Raw genomic sequence first — 17,193 nt, 5'->3', positions numbered from 1 at the left:
CTGCACCGGTTGAACAGGCGGAACAGGCGGAACAGGTACGGGGCCCACGGGCACCTGAACCGGTCCCGGCCCTGGATAGCCCGGCACCGCCCGTATCGGCCGGTCACCGGCGCCCTCTTCAGCGGGTTGAGCTGGTTGAGCTGGTTGAGCCGGTTCAGCCGGTTCAGCCGGTTCGGCAGGTCCGGCCTGCGCGGACCGCTCGACCGCCTCGGGCGGAACCGAGCGCACCAGCCGCAGCGTCGGCTCGGCCCGCCGCGCGGCGCCGGAAGGCACACCCGTCGCCCGCGTCGTACCCGTCGCCCCGGTCCCACCCGCCGCACCCGACGCGGCGTCGGCCCCCGACGCCGCGGAACCGGACGCGGCACCCGCCCCCGCCCCGGCGCCCGACCGCGCCCCCGCACCGTCCTGCCCCAGCTCGCGCAGCACGTCCCGCTGCCAGTCCTCTCCCTGCGCCATGTGCGCCCCCAACTCCTAAGCGAAGGTGTCGAGCAGTCGCCCGTAGACGCCGAACACCCCGATGAGCAGCGGGAACAGGGTGATGACGCCGATGGACTCCAACGTGTCGCCGAGGCGGCGGAGCCGGACCCGGACATGTTCCGCGGGCTGCACGGCGAGCACGAGCAGCGGCAGGACGGCCAGCAGGACGAGCACGGCCAGCGGACCGGCCGCGTCGCCGGACCCCTCCACCCAGACGGCGATCAGCCGCACCACGAGCAGCGCCGCCGCGCCCAGCAGCACCACGACCTCGGTGACCAGCGGGAACGCCCGTGCGCGCAGCGCGAGGACGACCATGGTGACGACGGCCAGCAGCACGGTCCACGTGGTGGGCGCGCGCAGCGCGAACACCCCGGCGGCGGTGACCGAGACGGCCATCGTCACCGTCGCCAGCACCAGTCCCCGGTGGGTGGCGGTGAGCGCGGCCGCCACCTGGTAGCGGCTCACGGAGGTCCCCGCGGAGCGCCGGTCGTCGAGCCCGGAGAGGCCGGACGCCATCAGCGCGAGCCGGGGCAGCAGCCCCAGCACGATCACGGAGACGACGGCGAGCACGGCGCCCACACGGGCCTGTTCGGCCGCCGGTGACGGCGCCGACACGAACGCGGCGACCCCCAGCCAGCAGGCCGTGGCCCCGGCCAGCGCCCCGGCCCCGACCAGCCCGCCCCGCCCGAGCGGGCTGAACAGGCCGAGCAGGGCGAGGGTGACGATCCCCGCGCCGGCCAGCGCCGCGACCCGCGCGGTGCCGGACCAGTCCTGCGCGTCGGCCAGCGTGGAGGCGCCGAGCAGCGCCAGCGCCCCGGCGGTCACCAGCAGCGTCGTGGCGAGCCCGTACCTCCTCAGCCGCCCCAGCAGCGCGCCCGCGAGCGCGGCGACCAGGGCGACGGCGAGCAGCGCGCCCGCGACGGTCCCGGCCGCGTACGCGTCGCGGGCCAGCCACCCGGCGGCCAGGGCCCAGCCGACCGTGGCGAGCCCGGCGGTGACCCGTCGTGCGGCAGGGCTCCAGCGCCGGGCACGGGAGTCGAGATCCTCGGCGGCCTCGTCCGTGACGTCGTGCACGACGGGTGCCGACGGCGCGTCCTCGGCGCGCACCAGACGCAGGACGGCGCCGTCCGCGACACCGGCCGACTCCAGGGTGCTGTCGTGGGCGAGCGCGCTGCCGTACGCGGTGACGAGATGCCGCAACTCCGGCCGTCCGCCGACCTGGTCGTCGAGCAGACGCATCACCTCGGGCAGCAGCAGCCCGACCGGTTCCCGCGACGGCAGCACGAGATCCACGCGCCGTCGTTCACCGACCAGCGTGACCCGGCTGAGTGCCGTACGACCGCCGGCCGTCTCCTGGTTCAGGGCCCCCGTAGACATCACGCGTTCGAACCTATCACCGGGTAGAAGTGCTGGTCGGAGCCGTCGAGGAGGCCCCCGACGGGCTCGCCGAGGGCGTCACGGACGGCTGTACCGAACTCCCGTACGGGCTCTTGCCGATGATGCGGTTCGACACGAATGACCACCCCACACATCCCGCGCACAACACCGCCGCGATGACGATCCCGGCGAAGACCTTCCCGATCCGCTCGTCCACCGAGCGCCGCTGCCGCTGTGCCCCGAACAGCAGGGCGTCGCGCAGCCGTCGACGGCGCACCGACACCGACTCCAGCAACTGGCTGTCGTAATCCTGCGCCGTCACGGCCGTCTTCCCTCACTCACTGCTCACTGCCCACGCACCCGGTGCTCACGCACCCGGACGCGGATGCCGGATGCCGGATGCCGGACTCGTACGCCGGTCCGCGTCAGCCGATCTGGTCGACCGCCGCGCGGGCCTTGGCCAGCGTCGACTGGGCGGTGCCGTCGTTCTGTTCCAGCGTGGTGCGCACCAGGCGGATGATCTCGCGGACCTCGCCCGCCGCCTTCTTCCAGCGCTCCTCCTTGCCGTGGTAGTCGTCGGAGACACCGTCGGCCTGGAAGTCGGTCATCGCGGCCTTCACCGCGGCGTCGCGGTCGCTGAGCACACGCTCCAGCTGGCCCACGATGGTGCCGAGCGAGGTCTGCACCTCGCCCGAGGCACCGGTGTCGTACGAACGGCGGTCCTGTGTCTGACCCATGGTGAATGTCCCCCTGTGGCTCTCGTGACTCTCGTGGCTCTCGGAGTGTCGATGAACCGGTCTAACCGGTCTAACCGGTCCAACCGGCCCAACCGGCCCAACCGGCCCAACCGGCCGGTTGCCGTGGCCGCCGGCTAGCGGGCGCCGAAGCGGGCCGCGTCGAAGTTCGCGAGACCCATGTTCTGGTTGGCGTTGTCCTGGGACTCCACGTCACCGGTGCCGAAGGCGTTGTCCATGCCCGACTGACCGCCCAGGATCGCGGCGAGCGAGCTGTTGAGGTCCGCGGTGATCTCGTCCGCGCGGTTCTTGAACGAGTCGAACGCCACCTTGCCCGAGCCGTTGAACTTGCCCTCCAGCGGCTCGGCCGCGCTGATCAGCAGCTGGATCAGCGTCCCCAGGTCGTCGCTCGAACCGAGCGTGCTCTTGCCGAGGTCCGCCAGAGTCGTCGACCCCATGTCGAACTTCACGTCGTGTCCACCCCCGTGTGTCTGGGTCACCTACGTTGCCGCCATGCTCTCCCACAACCCGTTGCACCCGCAACGCACTTGCCGTCTAAGTGACGTGATCGGGACATAATTCGAACGGGCTTGTGGCGCGACCGCGTTCACGCACGGCTCTCGGCGGCGGCCTTGAGGTCGCGCAGCCACGCTTCGAGGCCCGCGCCGAGCGCCGCGGTCGCCAGGGGCACGTCCGCCTCGACCTGGTCGCCGGTCCAGGTCTCCTCGGTGTGCACCCGGACACCGCCCGCGACCTTCTCGAACCTCCACAGGTGGACGCCCTCGTCGATCCGCAGCCCCTCGCCGACCGCGGGCCCGCTCCACAGGAGGCAGGTGCCGCGCTCCGCCTGCCGGACGGTGGAGGTGATGTCGAGGACGGTCGCCGGCGTCGTGGGCGTGGCGGGCGCCGGGGTGGTCCAGCGGAACCGCGACCCCTTCCGCAGCGGGCCGTGGTCGAGCCGCTGGGCGGTGAGGACGGGCGGCTGCCACGACGGCCAGTTCGCCACGTCGGTCTGGAGCTTCCAGACGGTGCTCAGCGGCGCGTCGATCACGGTGTCGGACCGGTAGCGGATGCGGGCGTCGGGGTCGACGCCCTCGCCCCGGCAGGCGGCCGGCCGGTGGGCGCTCCCGGAGGCGGGCGCGGCCTGGGCGGGGGTGACGGCGGCCCCGAGGACGCCGGCGAGCGCGAGGGAGAGCGGAACGGTGAGCGCGGCGGTGCGTGTGCGGAACATGGTCGTCTCTTCCTGTGGTGTACGGATCGTGGTGCTCGGAGGCTGAAGCGCGGGCCGATGTGCGGGCCGATGTGCGGGCTGACGCGCCGGCCGATGTCCGGGCTGACGCATGGGCTGATGTGCTCGCGATGTGCTCGCTAGTGCTGGCCGCTGAGAAGGCTGTTGAGAGGGCTGTTGAGAAGGCCGTTGAGGGGGGCTGCTTCGGGCGCCGCTCAGGGCGCCGCTTCCCGCTACGGCTCCAGCACGACCTTCCCGGCGACCGTGCCGGACTCGGCCAGGCGCAGGGCCTCGGCGATGGCGCCGAGGGGCAGGCGGGCGGCGATCCTGGCGGTGACGTCCCCGCGGAGGTATGCCGCGAAGACCTCGGTGAGGTCGGCCCGCAGCCGGGCCCGGAACCGGTCCTTGGCCAGGGCGCGCCCGGCCCAGAGGTTGAAGAAGTACGCCCGGCGGCCGTTGGGCAGGGCGTTCCACAGCCACACCCGGCCGAGCAGGCGGAGCACCGGCCACTGCCCGGAGCCCTCGTCGTCCCGCGTGGCGGCGCTGCCGTACGAGACGAGCGTGCCGCCGGGGGCGAGGAGCCGCCAGGAGTCGACGATGCCCGTGCCGCCGACGTGGTCGAAGACCGCGTCCACTCCACCGGGGGCCAGTGCACGGATCCGCGCGGCGACGTCCCCGGCGCGGTAGTCCACGGGTACGACCCCCTGGTCCCGCAGGGCGTCGTGGTGGCGGGCGGACGCCGTGCCGATCACCCTCGCGCCCGCGGCCCGCGCCAGCTGCACCAGGACCGAGCCGACCCCGCCGTTCGCGCCGAGCACCACGACGGTCTGCCCGGCCCGCACCCGGGCCGTGCGGTGCAGCATGCGCCAGGCGGTGACGCCGTTGACGACGAGGGTCTCCGCCTCCGCCGCGCCGATCCCCTCCGGCACCGGCACCACGTCCGCCGCGTCGACGAGGACATGGCTGGCCCAGCCGCCGACCTTGAGGAGGACGGCCACCCGGGTGCCGGCCAGGGCCGGGTCGACGCCCGCGCCGGTCGCCTGCACGGTGCCGACCAGGTCGTAGCCGGGGACGAAGGGGAAGGGCGGCTGGTCGTAGTACCGGCCGCGGCGCATCTGCTGCTCGGCGAAGGAGACCCCGGTCGCCTCCATCCGGATCAGCACCTGACCGGGCCCCGCGACGGGCACGGCCCCGCTCCGGATCTGCAGCCCCTCCGGCTCGACCTTGCCCGGCAGGACGACCTCGACCAGTCCTTCGCCACTCATGACGACCTCCACTTTTCGCGAGTGATTCTCTCGTTCGTTAGAAGTTCTAACGCAAGAGGCAAGGGGGTGTCAACTGGTTGAGTGATAGCCTCTAACTAAATCTTCAGCATGTAGTCCCGCAGGTGAGGCGCCCGGGACTCCCCGAACTCGAACGGAAGGGCCACACCTCATGGCCGACACGGGCACCACCCCGCGCGAGCGCTACCGCACCCAGGTGCGGGCCGAGATCAAGCAGCGCGCCTGGGAGCAGATCGCCGCGGCGGGAGCCTCCGCGCTCTCCCTCAACGCGATCGCGAAGCAGATGGGGATGAGCGGACCCGCGCTCTACCGGTACTTCGCCGGCCGCGACGAACTGATCACCGAACTCATCCGGGACGCGTACCGCAGCCTCGCCGACACCTTCCGCGCCACCGCCGCCCCGCAGAGCCCGGCCGACGGCTCCGGCGCGCCCGGCGCCCACCTGGCCGCCCTGGCGCACACCCTGCGCGACTGGGCCCTGGACGACCCGCAGCGGTACTTCCTGATCTACGGCACGCCGGTCCCCGGCTACCACGCGCCGGACGACATCACCACGATCGCGTCCGAGATCATGGCGACCCTGCTGGAGGCGTGCGCCACGCTGCCCTCGGACGGCCCCGCGCCCTTCCGCCGGGCCATGGCCTTCTGGACCCGGCTGCACGGCGTGCTGTCCCTGGAGCTCGCGGGCCACTTCACCGGCATGGACCTCGACCCGGCACAGCTCTACGCCGGCGAGGTGGAAGCCCTGCTCCGCCCCTAGTGCCGCGGCAGGCAACGTTTGCGCGACGGGGCAAACGTTTGCCCCGTCGCGGCGCAAGCGACGGCGCCCCCCAACCCGGGCCCGTGGGGGTCCCTCGGCCGCCCAAAAACCTCAGGAGGCCGTACAACCCTTCGCCCGCCTCGCCGGTCGTACGGGGCGTCGGAACTTCTGGAGGGGGATCTGGGGGGATCACGGGGTTCTGACGGGGGAGGGGAAGGCCGAGGGGCCCGGTCGTCGACCGGGCCCCTCGAAACGTGCCGGGCGGCACGAGAACCTGACCGCCCCCCTCAGCGCGAGCCCCCCTCCTCGGCGCGAGCCCGCCCTCTCAGCGCAGTGCCCCGCCCCTCAGCGGTGCCCTCAGCCCCTCAGCGGTGCCCTCCGCTCAGAAGAACACCCCGCACCGCAGCAGCACGTTCGCGTACGGCCGCGCCTCCCCGGTGCGGACGATCAGCCGCGCCTCCGCCGACAGTTCCTTCAGCCGCTCGTGGGGGACCAGCTCCAGCGCGGTGAAACGGTCCGCCAGCAGGGCCGCCGCCTCCGGGTTGGCGTCCCGGACCTCGTGTGCGGCGGTCGCCCCCTCGACCACCAGCTCGCCGAGCAGGCCGTCCAGCACCTCGGCGAACGACGGCACCCCCGCCCGGAACGCCAGGTCGACCACCCGGGGCCCCTGCGGCAGCGGCATGCCCGCGTCGCACACGAGCACCCCGTGTCCGTGCCCCAACTCGGCGAGCGCCCCGGCCAGATGGCGGTTGAGTATCCCGCCCCGCTTCACCGGTCCCCACCCCCGAGCGCGGCGACCTCGTCGGCCGTCGGGAAGGACACCTGGGCCCCGGCCCTGGTGACGGCCACCGCCCCGACCCGCGCCGCGTACGCGGCGGCCTCGGCGGGCTCCTCGCCGCAGCCGAGCTTCCAGGCCAGCGCCGCCGTGAACGCGTCCCCGGCCCCCGTGGTGTCCACGGCCTCCACCCGCACGGCCGGCACCCGGATGGTGCCCTCGGCCGTCGCGATGAGCGCGCCCTCCGCGCCCAGCGTCACGACCACCGAGCGGGGCCCGAGCGCCAGCAGCGCCCGCGCCCAGTCCTCCGGCGACCCCTCCAGCTCGCCCCCGGCGATGACCCGCGCCTCGTGCTCGTTGACGATCAGCGGGTCGCAGGCCGCCAGGACCTCCTCGGGCAACTCCCGCGGCGGCGACGGGTTCAGCACGAACCGCGTGCCCTGCGGCAGCCGCCGTACGACCTCCACCACCGTCTCCAGCGGGATCTCCAGCTGCGCCGACACCACCCGCGAGCGCCCGAGCAGCGGGTCCGCGGCCCGGACGTCCTCGGGGGTCAGCCGCCCGTTGGCGCCGGGCGACACGACGATGCTGTTGTCGCCCGACGGGTCCACGGTGATCAGGGCGACCCCGGTGGGCGCCCCGCCGACCAGCACCCCCGCCGTGTCGACCCCCGCCGCGCGCTGCGAGTCCAGCAGCAGCCGGCCGTTGCCGTCGTCGCCGACCCGGGCCAGCAGCGCCGTACGGGCCCCGAGCCGGGCCGCCGCCACCGCCTGGTTGGCGCCCTTGCCGCCCGGATGCACGGCCAGGTCGGAGCCGAGCACCGTCTCACCGGCCCCCGGCCGCCGCTCGACACCGATCACCAGGTCGGCGTTGGCCGATCCCACGACCAGGAGGTCGTAGTCGTACATGAAGCATCTCCCTGTGCTGGGTTGGAGCCGCCCGCCGGCCGGTCGCGCCGGAGGGCGGAAACGCCGAGGCGGCCGGACGGGTCCCCCGTCCGGCCACCGCATCGTGTCAGCCGCCGAACTCGGCCACGTTCTCCGCCGTGACCACCTTCACCGGCACCATCACCGACTTCTTGACCTTCCCGCCCTCGGCCGCCCGCACCGCGTTGCGCACCGCGATCCTGCCGAGTTCGGCGGGCTGCTGCGCGACCGACGCGTACAGCGTGCCGCCCTCGACGGCCTTCAGACCGTCGGCGGTGCCGTCGAAGCCGATGACCTGGACGGACTTGCCGGCCTTGGAACCGAGCGCCTTGATCGCGCCGAGCGCCATCTCGTCGTTCTCCGCGAAGACACCGTCCACGTCGGGGTTGGCCTGGAGGAGGTTCGTCATCACGTCGAGGCCCTTGGTGCGGTCCCAGTCGGCGGGCTGCTTGGCGAGGACCTTGATGCCGGGGTACGCCTTCAGACCCTCGGCGAAGCCCGCGCCGCGCTCCCGGCTGGCGGAGGTGCCCGCCTGGCCCTGGAGGATGACGATCTCGCCCTTGCCGCCCAGCTTCTCCGCGAGCGCCTTCGCGGCCAGCTTCCCGCCGCTGACGTTGTCGGAGGCGACGAGCGCGGCCGTGTCCGCGCCGTTGACCGCCCGGTCGACGGCCACCAGCGGGATGTCCGCCTTGTTCACGGCCTTCGCCGCCGGGGTCACCGCGTCGGAGTCCACCGGGTTGACGATGATCGTGCCGAGACCTTCGCTGGTGAAGTTCTGCAACTGGTTGGCCTGCTGCGAGGCGTCGTTCTGCGCGTCCGTCACGGACAGGTCGACGCCCAGCTTCTTCGCCTCGTCCTGCGCTCCGGCGCGGATCTGCACGAAGAAGGGGTTGTTCAGCGTGGACAGCGACAGACCGATCTTCTCGCTCTTGGCCGCCGACGAACCGCTGTGCAGGAAGGACGTCGCGCCCACGACCGCCGCCGCGACCACCGCCGCCAGGACGTACGTCAGCGCCTGCTTGCGCCGGTCGCCCGAGCCACCGGTCCCGGCGGCCACCGGCGTCGCCCCCGCCTTGCGGCGGACCGTGTCGAGGAGCACCGCCAGCGCGATGACGACACCGATGACGACCTGCTGCCAGAACGCCGACACCGACAGCAGGTTCAGGCCGTTGCGCAGCACCGCCAGGATCAGCGCGCCGATCAGCGTGCCCGACGCCTTGCCCGTGCCGCCGGCGAGCGAGGCGCCGCCGATGACGACCGCCGCGATCGCGTCCAGTTCGTAGCCCTGCGCGGCCTGCGGCTGCGCGGACGACAGCCGGGAGGCCAGCACGATGCCCGCCGCGGCGGCGAACAGCCCGGACAGGGCGTAGATCACGAGCTTCTGCCGCTTCACCCGCAGGCCGGACAGCCGGGCGGCCTCCTCGTTGCCGCCGATCGCGTACATGGCCCGCCCGATGTACGTGCGGCCCAGGATCACCGCGGTGATCAGACCCATCACGACCATCACCAGGACGGGCACCGGCAGCCAGCCGCCGAGGTTGTCACCGAGGTGCGACACCGACTCCGGGAACGCGATCGGGCTGCCCTGCGAGATCACCAGCGACAGACCGCGCCCCACCGACAGCATCGCGAGCGTCGCGATGAACGGCGGCAGCTTCCCGTAGGAGACGAGGAAGCCGTTGACGAGACCGCACGCGATGCCGGTGACGACCGCGAGGAGGACGGCTATCGGGACCGGCACGCCCTCCGACGTGGCGCTCCACGCCAGCACCGTCGCCGACAGGGCCGCCACCGAACCCACCGACAGGTCGATGCCCGCCGAGACGATCACGAAGGTCACACCGAAGGCGAGGATGGCGGTGACGGCCGCCTGGACGCCGATGTTCAGCAGGTTGTCGGCCGTCAGGAAGTCGCCGGACAGCACCGACATCGCGACGACGAGGACGATGAGGGCGCTCAGCGCGCCGTTGTCGAGCAGGATCCTGCGCAGGCCCGGGGCGCCACTCGCGCCCGTCGTGCCCTTGAGCGTGTCAGCGGCCACCGGTGGCCTCCGTTCCGGTCGTGGTGGTGTGCGGGGTGGACACGGCGAGCGCCATCACCGCGTCCTGGGTGGCCTCGGCGGCGGGCAGCTCGCCCGCGATCCGCCCCTGGGCCATGACGATCACCCGGTCGCTCATACCGAGCACCTCGGGCAGATCACTGGAGATCATCAGGACGGCGGCGCCCGCGGCCGTCAGCTCGTTGATCAGCTCGTAGATCTCGACCTTCGCGCCGACGTCGATGCCGCGCGTCGGCTCGTCGAGGATCAGCACCTTGGTGTCCGCGAGCAGCCACTTGCCGATGACGACCTTCTGCTGGTTGCCGCCGGACAGCGTCCGCACCGCCTGGCCCAGACCGGCCATCCGCACGCCCAGCTGCCCGGCGACCCGCGCCGCGTTCGCCCGCTGCCCCTTGAGGTCGACGAACCCGCCCCTGGTCGCGCCCCGCAGGGTGACCAGACCGAGGTTCTCCTCCACGGAGGCGTCGAGCACCAGGCCCTGGCCCTTGCGGTCCTCGGGGACGAGACCGACGCCCGCGGTCATCGCCGCGTTGACGTCGTGCCGGGGGACCGGGGCACCGGAGACCCGCACGGCGCCCCTGTCGTACGGGTCGGCGCCGAACACGGCCCGCACGACCTCCGTACGGCCGGCCCCGACGAGCCCGGCGATGCCGACGACCTCACCGGCCCGCACCTCGAAGCTCACGTCGTGGAAGACGCCGTCGCGCGTGAGCCCCTCGACGGCCAGCAGCGCCTCCCCGGCGTCCGGCCGCCGACGCGGGTACTGCTGCTCGATCGACCGGCCCACCATGAGCCGTACCAGCTCCTCCTCGGGCGTGGACGCCGGGACCTGCCCGACACTCTTCCCGTCCCGGATCACCGTCACCCGGTCGCCCAGCGCGGCGATCTCCTCCAGGTGGTGCGTGATGAAGACGATCCCGACCCCGTCCTCGCGCAGCCTGCGCACGATCGCGAAGAGCTTCTCGACCTCCTCGGTCGTCAGCACGGCCGTCGGCTCGTCCATGATCAGCACGCGCGCGTCCAGGCTCAGCGCCTTCGCGATCTCCACCATCTGGAGCCGCGCGATACCGAGTTCACGGACCCGCGCGCGGGGCGACACGTCCACACCCACCCGCTCCAGCAGGACGGCGGCGTCCGCCTCCATCCGCTTGCGGTCGATCATCCCGAAGCGGCGCGGCTGCCGCCCCAGGAAGATGTTCTCGGCGACCGTCAGATCGGGTACGAGGTTGAACTCCTGGTAGATGGTGGCGATGCCCAGCCGCTCGGCGTCCTGCGCCCCGCGGATGTGCACCTCCTCGCCGTCCACCAGGACCCGGCCCCCGTCGGGGTGGTAGGCGCCCGACAGCATCTTGATCAGCGTGCTCTTGCCGGCGCCGTTCTCGCCGAGCAGCACGTGCACCTCGCCCCGGCGCAGGTCGAAGTCGACGCCGTCGAGCGCGACCACGCCGGGAAAGGTCTTGCGGATGCCCTCGATGCGCAGCAACTCGTCCTCGTTGCTCACGACGTGCTCCTTTGCACAGGGTTGGGGTTCTCGCCGCACGAGCGGCGCACGACGAGACGGGCGGGGAGGGTGACGGACTGCGGGGGCCGTCCCTCGATGCGGTCGACCAGCGCGCGCACGGCGGCGCGCCCCAGCTCGCCCGTGGGCTGGGCGATCGCCGTGATCGGCGGATCGGTGTGCACGAACCAGGGGATGTCGTCGAAGGCGGCCAGCGCGATGTCGTCGGGAACCCGCATCCCCCGCGCGCGCACCGCGTCCAGCGCGCCGAGCGCCATCAGGTTGTCGGCCGCGAACACGACCTCGGGCGGCGCGGCCAGGTCGAGGAAGCCCTCGGTGACCCGGCGCCCGCTCTCGGCCTGGAAGTCGCCCTGCCCTATGTACTCCTCGGGCAGGTCGAGCCCGTACGCGTGCAGCGCCGCACGGAAGGCCGCCACCCGCTCCTGGCCGGTCGTGGTCGCCGCCGGGCCCGCGATGATGGCCAGCCGCCGGTGCCCGAGCCCGTGCAGATGCGCCACCAGATCCCGCACGGCGCCCTGCCCGTCGGCCCGCACCACCGGCACGTCGACACCCGGGATCCACCGGTCGACGAACACCATCGGAGTCCCCGCCCGCACGGCGTCCAGCATCAGCGGGGAGCCGCCGTCGGTGGGGGAGACGAGCAGGCCGTCGATGCGCCGGTCGAGCAGGTTCCGTACGTGGTGGTCCTGGAGGTCCGGCCGCTCGTCGGCGTTCCCGATGATCACGCTGTAGCCGAGCGCGCGGGCCTCCTCCTCCACGGAGCGGGCCAGCTCCGTGAAGTACGGGTTCATCACGTCGCTGATGACCAGGCCGAGGGTGTGGGTCTGGTCGGTGCGCAGGGAGCGGGCGACGGCGTTCGGGCGGTAGCCCAGCGTCCCGACGGCGGCCAGCACCCGCGCGCGGGCGTCGGCACTGACCGACGGATGGTCGTTCAGGACCCGCGACACCGTGGCGACGGAGACCCCCGCCTCGGCAGCGACGTCCTTGATGCTCGCCATCGCCGCTCCACCTCCTCGTGGAATCGATTACACGACTTCGTGTACGGAGGATTGGAATCGATTACACGGACGGAATCAAGGGGGTGGGGGTGGCCGAAATTCAATCGTGACCGAGGGGTGGGCCGGGATGAGTGCGGCGCTAGGGGCCGGCCCGGCGGCGGCCCCTAGCGCCCGCTCGGAACCAGGCCCGCTTCGACTACGCGGCCTCACGCGTGAACATCGTCACGCCCACCGAATCGATCGCCCGCCACGCCGGCAAGCTGCTCGCCGCCGCCGGACTTCACGGCCACCAGTACGCCCTGGGCGCCATCGTCGCCGCCACCGCGCTGGCCTCGCCCGCCCCCGTGACCGTCCTGACCTCGGACCCGGAGGACCTCGGCGTGTTGTGCGGCCCGGGTGTCCGCGTGATCAGGGTCTGACGCCGCGGAGGGAATTGAGTTGCCCCGCTCGCGCCGCGGGCCGAACGATGGCGCCTGTGACGACTACGGAGGAGCAGCCGCCAGGTGATGCCGTCAGGCCGGTCGCGTTGGTGACCGGGGTCGGCCGGACCGCCGGCATCGGCGCGGCCATCGCCCACCGGCTGGCCGAGGCGGGTTGGAACGTCGCCTTCACGTACTGGACGCCGTACGACGCCCGCATGGCCTGGGGCGCCGAGGCCGCTGCCGCGGACACCGTCGCCAAGGCGCTGGCCGAACGAGGCGCCGACTCGGTGGCGGTGGAGGCGGACCTCGCCGACCCGGAGGCGGCGGAGCGGGTCTTCGATGCGGCCGAGCGCCGCCTCGGCGGCATCACCGCCTTGGTGATGTGCCACTGCGAGTCGGTCGACTCCGGTCTGCTCGACACCACGCTGGAGAGCTTCGACCGTCACTTCGCGGTCAACGCCCGTGCCACCTGGCTGCTGATCCGCGCGTACGGCCGTCGCTTCCACGGAACCCCGGGAACCGGGCGCGTCATCAGCCTCACCAGCGACCACACCGTCGGCAACCTGCCCTACGGGGCGAGCAAGGGCGCCCTCGACCGCATCACCCTGGCAGCCGCCCACGAACTCTCCCACCTCGGGATCACCGCCAACGTGATCAACCCGGGGCCGGTGGACACGGGTTGGATGTCCGAGGACGTCCGGGAACACGTACTGTGGGCGACACCGCTGGGGCGTCTGGGCAGCCCGCAGGACACCGCCCACCTCGTGGAGTTCCTGTGCTCACCGCAGGGTCAGTGGGTCAACGGACAGCTCCTGAAGAGCAACGGCGGTCTCGCCGGCTGACCGGCCGGCCGACCGGTCGACCGGTCGACGATGCGGCGTCGTCGCGTTCGACCAGGAAGCCGTTGCTGATCAAGCGGACCGGGAGAGCTGTTCGCGCACCCAGCCAGGGTCGGGGTTGGTGTGCGGCCGACCCGCCACGACGACGGTCGGCACGGTCTCGTTGCCGCCGTTGGCCGCCCGCACCGCCGCGGCTCCGTCCGGGTCACGCCGGATGTTGACCCAGTACGCCTGGCGGGCGCCGCGGCCCAGTCGTAGCCGCAGGCGCATGCAGTACGTGCAGCCCGGCCGCCAGAAGACGACGGGCCGACCGTCGACGGCGCTGCGGCGTTGAGCCTCTTCCGCACCGACGGACCTCGGGAAGATCAACGGCGAGTTCATGCCCGCGAGGGCCAGGAACGCAAACAGGAGTGCCGCTGCTGTGCCGGGGTTCCCGTTGACGACCTGCGCGGTCGCGACGGCTGAGCCGCAGAGCACGAGCAGTACCGGCAGGATCCAGGCGCGCATCATGAAGCCGCAGCCTATCGATGAGCCGAACAGCTTCTCGCTTCCCGGAACGCCCTACGCCGCCACCGGCTCGCACCACACGTACTTGCCCGGGCTGCCGAACCTGGCGGACGCCATCCATCCCCGCCCGTGCGGTCTTCTCCTCCCGCGTGCCTGAACTCACGCAGGAGGAGCTCGACCTGCGCGTACGCCATCGAATGGCCCGGCAGGGGAAGGTCGCCTTGCCGCACGAGATCGTGATCCACGAGGCCGCGCTCCGCATCAGGGTCGGCGACCGCGCAGCTGCCAGGGCCCAACTCGCCCGGCTCGTCGAGCTTTCCGGAGTGGACCGGATCACCGTGCGTGTCATCCCCTTCGACCTCGACGGCTTCGCCGGGGCGTCAAGCGTGATGACGTACGTCGGTGGCCCTGTCCCCAAGCTGGACACCGTGGTCCGCGACGCCCCTCACGGCTCGCTGCTCATCGACTCAGAGGCCCAACTCCCCAGCTATCGAACGCGTTTCCGTAAGGTGGAGGCGGTGTCACTCGCACCGGACAGGTCGCGTGACTTCATCAACCGGCTGGCGAGAGAGGTGTGAGGACCCGATGAGCGACTGGCGCAAGTCGTCCCACTCCGGCGAAGGCGACGGCAACAACAGCGTGGAGATGGCCACCACCCCCACCCACATATCCGTCCGCGACTCCAAGACCCCCAACACCCGTCCCCTCACCTTCCCCGTCGCCGCCTTCGCCCCCTTCCTCGAAGCCCTGAAGGCGCCCCCCGCCGCTGACCCTGGCCGCCGCCCCCGCTCCTGTCGGACCCTCGCTGTACCGTCGGATCATGTCCAATCAGACGGCCGCCCAGCAGGGGACCGGGGAGCGTCGGCTCGCCGTGCTCGAAGGCGTGCTGGAGCGCATCACGTACGCCAACGAGGAGAACGGCTACACGGTCGCCCGCGTGGACACCGGCCGCGGCGCCGGTGACCTGCTCACCGTCGTCGGCGCGCTCCTCGGCGCCCAGGTCGGCGAGTCGCTGCGGATGGAGGGCCGCTGGGGCTCCCACCCGCAGTACGGCAAGCAGTTCACCGTGGAGAACTACACCACCGTGCTGCCGGCCACTGTCCAGGGCATCCGCAGATACCTCGGGTCCGGCCTGGTCAAGGGCATCGGACCCGTCTTCGCCGACCGCATCACCCAGCACTTCGGCCTGGACACGCTCCAGATCATCGAGGAGGAGCCCAAGCGCCTCATCGAGGTCCCCGGTCTCGGGCCCAAGCGCACGAAGAAGATCGCCGACGCCTGGGAGGAGCAGAAGGCGATCAAGGAGGTCATGCTGTTCCTCCAGACCGTCGAGGTGTCCACGTCCATCGCCGTGCGGATCTACAAGAAGTACGGCGACGCCTCGATCGGAGTCGTGAAGAACCAGCCCTACCGCCTCGCCGCCGACGTCTGGGGCATCGGTTTCCTCACCGCCGACAAGATCGCCCAGTCCGTCGGCATACCGCACGACAGCCCCGAGCGCGTCAAGGCGGGCCTCCAGTACGCCCTGTCGCAGTCCACCGACCAGGGCCACTGCTTCCTCCCCGAGGAGCGGCTGATCGCGGACGCGGTCAAGCTGCTCCAGGTCGACACGGGCCTGGTCATCGAGTGCCTCGCCGAACTCGCCGCTCCCGACGAGGAGTCGGGCGAGCCCGGCGTCGTACGGGAGAAGGTGCCCGGCCCCGACCCCGGCGCGGACCCGCTCACCGCCATCTACCTGGTGCCCTTCCACCGCGCCGAACTCTCCCTGTCCGCCCAGCTGTCGCGGCTGCTGCGCACGGACGAGGACCGCATGCCCGGCTTCCGCGACGTGGCCTGGGACAAGGCGCTGTCCTGGCTCAAGGGCCGTACGGGCGCGGAGCTGGCCCCGGAGCAGGAGGCCGCCGTACGGCTCGCGCTCACCGAGAAGGTGGCCGTGCTGACCGGCGGCCCCGGCTGCGGCAAGTCCTTCACGGTCCGCTCGATCGTGGAGCTGGCCCGCGCCAAGAAGGCCAAGGTCGTCCTCGCCGCGCCCACCGGCCGCGCCGCCAAGCGCCTCGCCGAGCTGACGGGTGCCGAGGCGTCCACGGTCCACCGGCTGCTGGAGCTGAAGCCCGGCGGCGACGCGGCGTACGACAAGGACCGTCCCCTCGACGCCGACCTGGTCGTGGTCGACGAGGCGTCCATGCTGGACCTGCTCCTCGCCAACAAGCTCGTCAAGGCCGTGCCCCCGGGCGCCCATCTGCTGTTCGTCGGGGACGTCGACCAGCTGCCCAGTGTCGGCGCCGGCGAGGTTCTGCGGGACCTGCTGGCCGACGGCAGCCCGGTGCCCGCCGTCCGTCTCACCAAGGTGTTCCGGCAGGCCCAGCAGTCCGGTGTGGTGACCAACGCGCACCGCATCAACTCCGGGCACCACCCGGTCACCGACGGCATGAAGGACTTCTTCCTCTTCGTCGAGGAGGACACGGAGGCCGCCGGACGGCTCACCGTGGACGTGGCGGCCCGTCGGATTCCGGCCAAGTTCGGTCTGGACCCCCGGCGGGACGTCCAGGTGCTCGCGCCGATGCACCGGGGTCCGGCCGGCGCCGGCACCCTCAACGGCCTGTTGCAGCAGGCCGTCACACCGGCCCGCCCCGACCTGCCCGAGAAGCGGTTCGGCGGCCGGGTCTTCCGCGTCGGCGACAAGGTCACCCAGATCCGCAACAACTACGACAAGGGCGCCAACGGCGTGTTCAACGGCACCGTCGGCGTGGTCACCGCGCTCGACCCGGTCGACCAGCGCCTGACGGTCCTCACCGACGAGGACGAGGAGGTGCCGTACGAGTTCGACGAGCTGGACGAACTGGCGCACGCCTACGCGGTGACCATCCACCGCTCCCAGGGCAGCGAGTACCCGGCGGTGGTCGTCCCGGTCACCACCGGCGCCTGGATGATGCTCCAGCGCAATCTGCTCTACACGGCGGTGACCCGGGCGAAGAAACTGGTCGTCCTCGTCGGCTCCCGCAAGGCCCTCGGTCAGGCGGTGCGCACGGTGTCCGCGGGCCGGCGGTATACGGCCCTCGACTTCCGGCTCGCGCCCCGGGCCCTGTAGCCCCCAGGATCTAAGGAGGGGACCGGTCGAGGGCCCCTCTCGCGACTCCCCGGCGACACGTGAGTGAAATTTGATCGATCAAATGAGTCGCAAAGGTCACACAGCCCTTCCAGATGCCGGACGGAGCGGGCAGGATGAGCAAGTTGGCGGCACTCAGTGCCGCCGATAGGCCCGATGGTCGACCCCGAGTGCACTCTCCTG

16 protein-coding genes and 2 pseudogenes are annotated in these 17,193 nt (G+C 72.3%); 6 read left to right on the top strand and 12 right to left on the bottom strand.

Annotation, left to right across the window (positions count from 1 at the left end; genetic code table 11):
• Nucleotides 1–471: 471 nt before the first annotated feature.
• The 6 genes from eccD to GSY65_RS12995 form a co-directional block, all read right to left on the bottom strand.
• Nucleotides 472–1,854, bottom strand: a complete 1,383-nt coding sequence (eccD, locus tag GSY65_RS13020) for a type VII secretion integral membrane protein EccD (RefSeq protein ID WP_159775879.1) — start codon at nt 1,852–1,854, stop codon at nt 472–474.
• Between the two features lie 16 nt (nt 1,855–1,870).
• On the bottom strand, nt 1,871–2,176 hold the full coding sequence (locus tag GSY65_RS13015; RefSeq protein WP_159767524.1) for a hypothetical protein: 306 nt from the start codon (nt 2,174–2,176) through the stop codon (nt 1,871–1,873).
• 103 nt (nt 2,177–2,279) lie between these two features.
• Nucleotides 2,280–2,591: a pore-forming ESAT-6 family protein gene (locus GSY65_RS13010; protein WP_159767521.1), complete on the bottom strand. Its 312-nt coding sequence runs from the start codon at nt 2,589–2,591 to the stop codon at nt 2,280–2,282.
• 134 nt (nt 2,592–2,725) lie between these two features.
• Nucleotides 2,726–3,058: a hypothetical protein gene (locus tag GSY65_RS13005; RefSeq protein WP_201452527.1), complete on the bottom strand. Its 333-nt coding sequence runs from the start codon at nt 3,056–3,058 to the stop codon at nt 2,726–2,728.
• A gap of 137 nt (nt 3,059–3,195) precedes the next feature.
• Entirely contained in the window at nt 3,196–3,819 is a 624-nt protein-coding gene (locus GSY65_RS13000) for an SRPBCC family protein (protein WP_159767515.1), read from the bottom strand.
• 230 nt (nt 3,820–4,049) lie between these two features.
• Nucleotides 4,050–5,081 (bottom strand): medium chain dehydrogenase/reductase family protein, encoded by a 1,032-nt coding sequence (locus tag GSY65_RS12995; RefSeq protein ID WP_159767512.1) that lies wholly within the window; start codon nt 5,079–5,081, stop codon nt 4,050–4,052.
• 169 nt (nt 5,082–5,250) lie between these two features.
• On the opposite strand from GSY65_RS12995, the gene GSY65_RS12990 reads away from it, so the two are divergent.
• Nucleotides 5,251–5,859, top strand: a complete 609-nt coding sequence (locus tag GSY65_RS12990) for a TetR/AcrR family transcriptional regulator (protein WP_159767509.1) — start codon at nt 5,251–5,253, stop codon at nt 5,857–5,859.
• Between the two features lie 382 nt (nt 5,860–6,241).
• Here the strand turns inward: GSY65_RS12990 and rbsD are convergent, their stop codons facing one another.
• From rbsD to GSY65_RS12965, 5 genes are all read right to left on the bottom strand, one after another.
• Entirely contained in the window at nt 6,242–6,631 is a 390-nt protein-coding gene (gene rbsD, locus GSY65_RS12985) for a D-ribose pyranase (protein ID WP_159767506.1), read from the bottom strand.
• Nucleotides 6,628–7,542: a ribokinase gene (locus tag GSY65_RS12980; RefSeq protein ID WP_159767503.1), complete on the bottom strand. Its 915-nt coding sequence runs from the start codon at nt 7,540–7,542 to the stop codon at nt 6,628–6,630. Before GSY65_RS12980 ends, rbsD begins: the two co-directional genes overlap by 4 nt.
• Nucleotides 7,543–7,648: 106 nt before the next feature.
• Nucleotides 7,649–9,601: an ABC transporter permease/substrate-binding protein gene (locus GSY65_RS12975; RefSeq protein WP_159767500.1), complete on the bottom strand. Its 1,953-nt coding sequence runs from the start codon at nt 9,599–9,601 to the stop codon at nt 7,649–7,651.
• Nucleotides 9,591–11,120 carry a sugar ABC transporter ATP-binding protein gene (locus GSY65_RS12970; protein WP_159767497.1) on the bottom strand — a complete coding sequence of 510 codons (1,530 nt, stop codon included), beginning with the start codon at nt 11,118–11,120 and terminating at the stop codon, nt 9,591–9,593. Before GSY65_RS12970 ends, GSY65_RS12975 begins: the two co-directional genes overlap by 11 nt.
• Nucleotides 11,117–12,136, bottom strand: a complete 1,020-nt coding sequence (locus tag GSY65_RS12965; protein WP_159767494.1) for a LacI family DNA-binding transcriptional regulator — start codon at nt 12,134–12,136, stop codon at nt 11,117–11,119. Before GSY65_RS12965 ends, GSY65_RS12970 begins: the two co-directional genes overlap by 4 nt.
• 170 nt (nt 12,137–12,306) lie before the next feature.
• On the opposite strand from GSY65_RS12965, the pseudogene GSY65_RS12960 reads away from it, so the two are divergent.
• A pseudogene (locus GSY65_RS12960) lies at nt 12,307–12,555 on the top strand (type II toxin-antitoxin system VapC family toxin); the annotation flags it as partial.
• Nucleotides 12,556–12,602: 47 nt separating this feature from the next.
• On the top strand, nt 12,603–13,400 hold the full coding sequence (locus GSY65_RS12955; protein WP_159767491.1) for an SDR family oxidoreductase: 798 nt from the start codon (nt 12,603–12,605) through the stop codon (nt 13,398–13,400).
• Between the two features lie 69 nt (nt 13,401–13,469).
• On the opposite strand, the gene GSY65_RS12950 is transcribed toward GSY65_RS12955, so the two are convergent.
• Nucleotides 13,470–13,907 (bottom strand): glutaredoxin family protein, encoded by a 438-nt coding sequence (locus tag GSY65_RS12950; RefSeq protein WP_159767488.1) that lies wholly within the window; start codon nt 13,905–13,907, stop codon nt 13,470–13,472.
• Nucleotides 13,908–14,029: 122 nt separating this feature from the next.
• On the opposite strand from GSY65_RS12950, the pseudogene GSY65_RS12945 reads away from it, so the two are divergent.
• The 3 genes and pseudogenes from GSY65_RS12945 to recD2 form a co-directional block, all read left to right on the top strand.
• Nucleotides 14,030–14,482, top strand: a pseudogene (locus GSY65_RS12945) (Scr1 family TA system antitoxin-like transcriptional regulator); the annotation flags it as partial.
• Nucleotides 14,483–14,489: 7 nt separating this feature from the next.
• On the top strand, nt 14,490–14,867 hold the full coding sequence (locus tag GSY65_RS34690) for a DUF397 domain-containing protein (RefSeq protein WP_443043215.1): 378 nt from the start codon (nt 14,490–14,492) through the stop codon (nt 14,865–14,867).
• Nucleotides 14,776–16,992, top strand: coding sequence for an SF1B family DNA helicase RecD2 (recD2, locus tag GSY65_RS12935; protein ID WP_443043289.1), 2,217 nt, complete (start codon nt 14,776–14,778; stop codon nt 16,990–16,992). Before GSY65_RS34690 ends, recD2 begins: the two co-directional genes overlap by 92 nt.
• Nucleotides 16,993–17,193 lie beyond the last annotated feature (201 nt).

The sequence above is a fragment of the Streptomyces sp. HM190 genome (assembly GCF_009857135.1).
Lineage (GTDB): Bacteria > Actinomycetota > Actinomycetes > Streptomycetales > Streptomycetaceae > Streptomyces > Streptomyces heilongjiangensis.
This window is presented reverse-complemented; position numbering and strand designations above follow the sequence as displayed.

Coding starts and splice junctions, on each gene's coding strand:
- eccD (WP_159775879.1), bottom strand. CDS start 1,854: ATGTCTACGGGGGCCCTGAACCAGGAGACGGCCGGCGGTCGTACGGCA.
- GSY65_RS13010 (WP_159767521.1), bottom strand. CDS start 2,591: ATGGGTCAGACACAGGACCGCCGTTCGTACGACACCGGTGCCTCGGGC.
- GSY65_RS13000 (WP_159767515.1), bottom strand. CDS start 3,819: ATGTTCCGCACACGCACCGCCGCGCTCACCGTTCCGCTCTCCCTCGCG.
- GSY65_RS12995 (WP_159767512.1), bottom strand. CDS start 5,081: ATGAGTGGCGAAGGACTGGTCGAGGTCGTCCTGCCGGGCAAGGTCGAG.
- GSY65_RS12990 (WP_159767509.1), top strand. CDS start 5,251: ATGGCCGACACGGGCACCACCCCGCGCGAGCGCTACCGCACCCAGGTG.
- GSY65_RS12980 (WP_159767503.1), bottom strand. CDS start 7,542: ATGTACGACTACGACCTCCTGGTCGTGGGATCGGCCAACGCCGACCTG.
- GSY65_RS12965 (WP_159767494.1), bottom strand. CDS start 12,136: ATGGCGAGCATCAAGGACGTCGCTGCCGAGGCGGGGGTCTCCGTCGCC.
- GSY65_RS12955 (WP_159767491.1), top strand. CDS start 12,603: ATGGCGCCTGTGACGACTACGGAGGAGCAGCCGCCAGGTGATGCCGTC.
- GSY65_RS12950 (WP_159767488.1), bottom strand. CDS start 13,907: ATGATGCGCGCCTGGATCCTGCCGGTACTGCTCGTGCTCTGCGGCTCA.
- GSY65_RS34690 (WP_443043215.1), top strand. CDS start 14,490: ATGAGCGACTGGCGCAAGTCGTCCCACTCCGGCGAAGGCGACGGCAAC.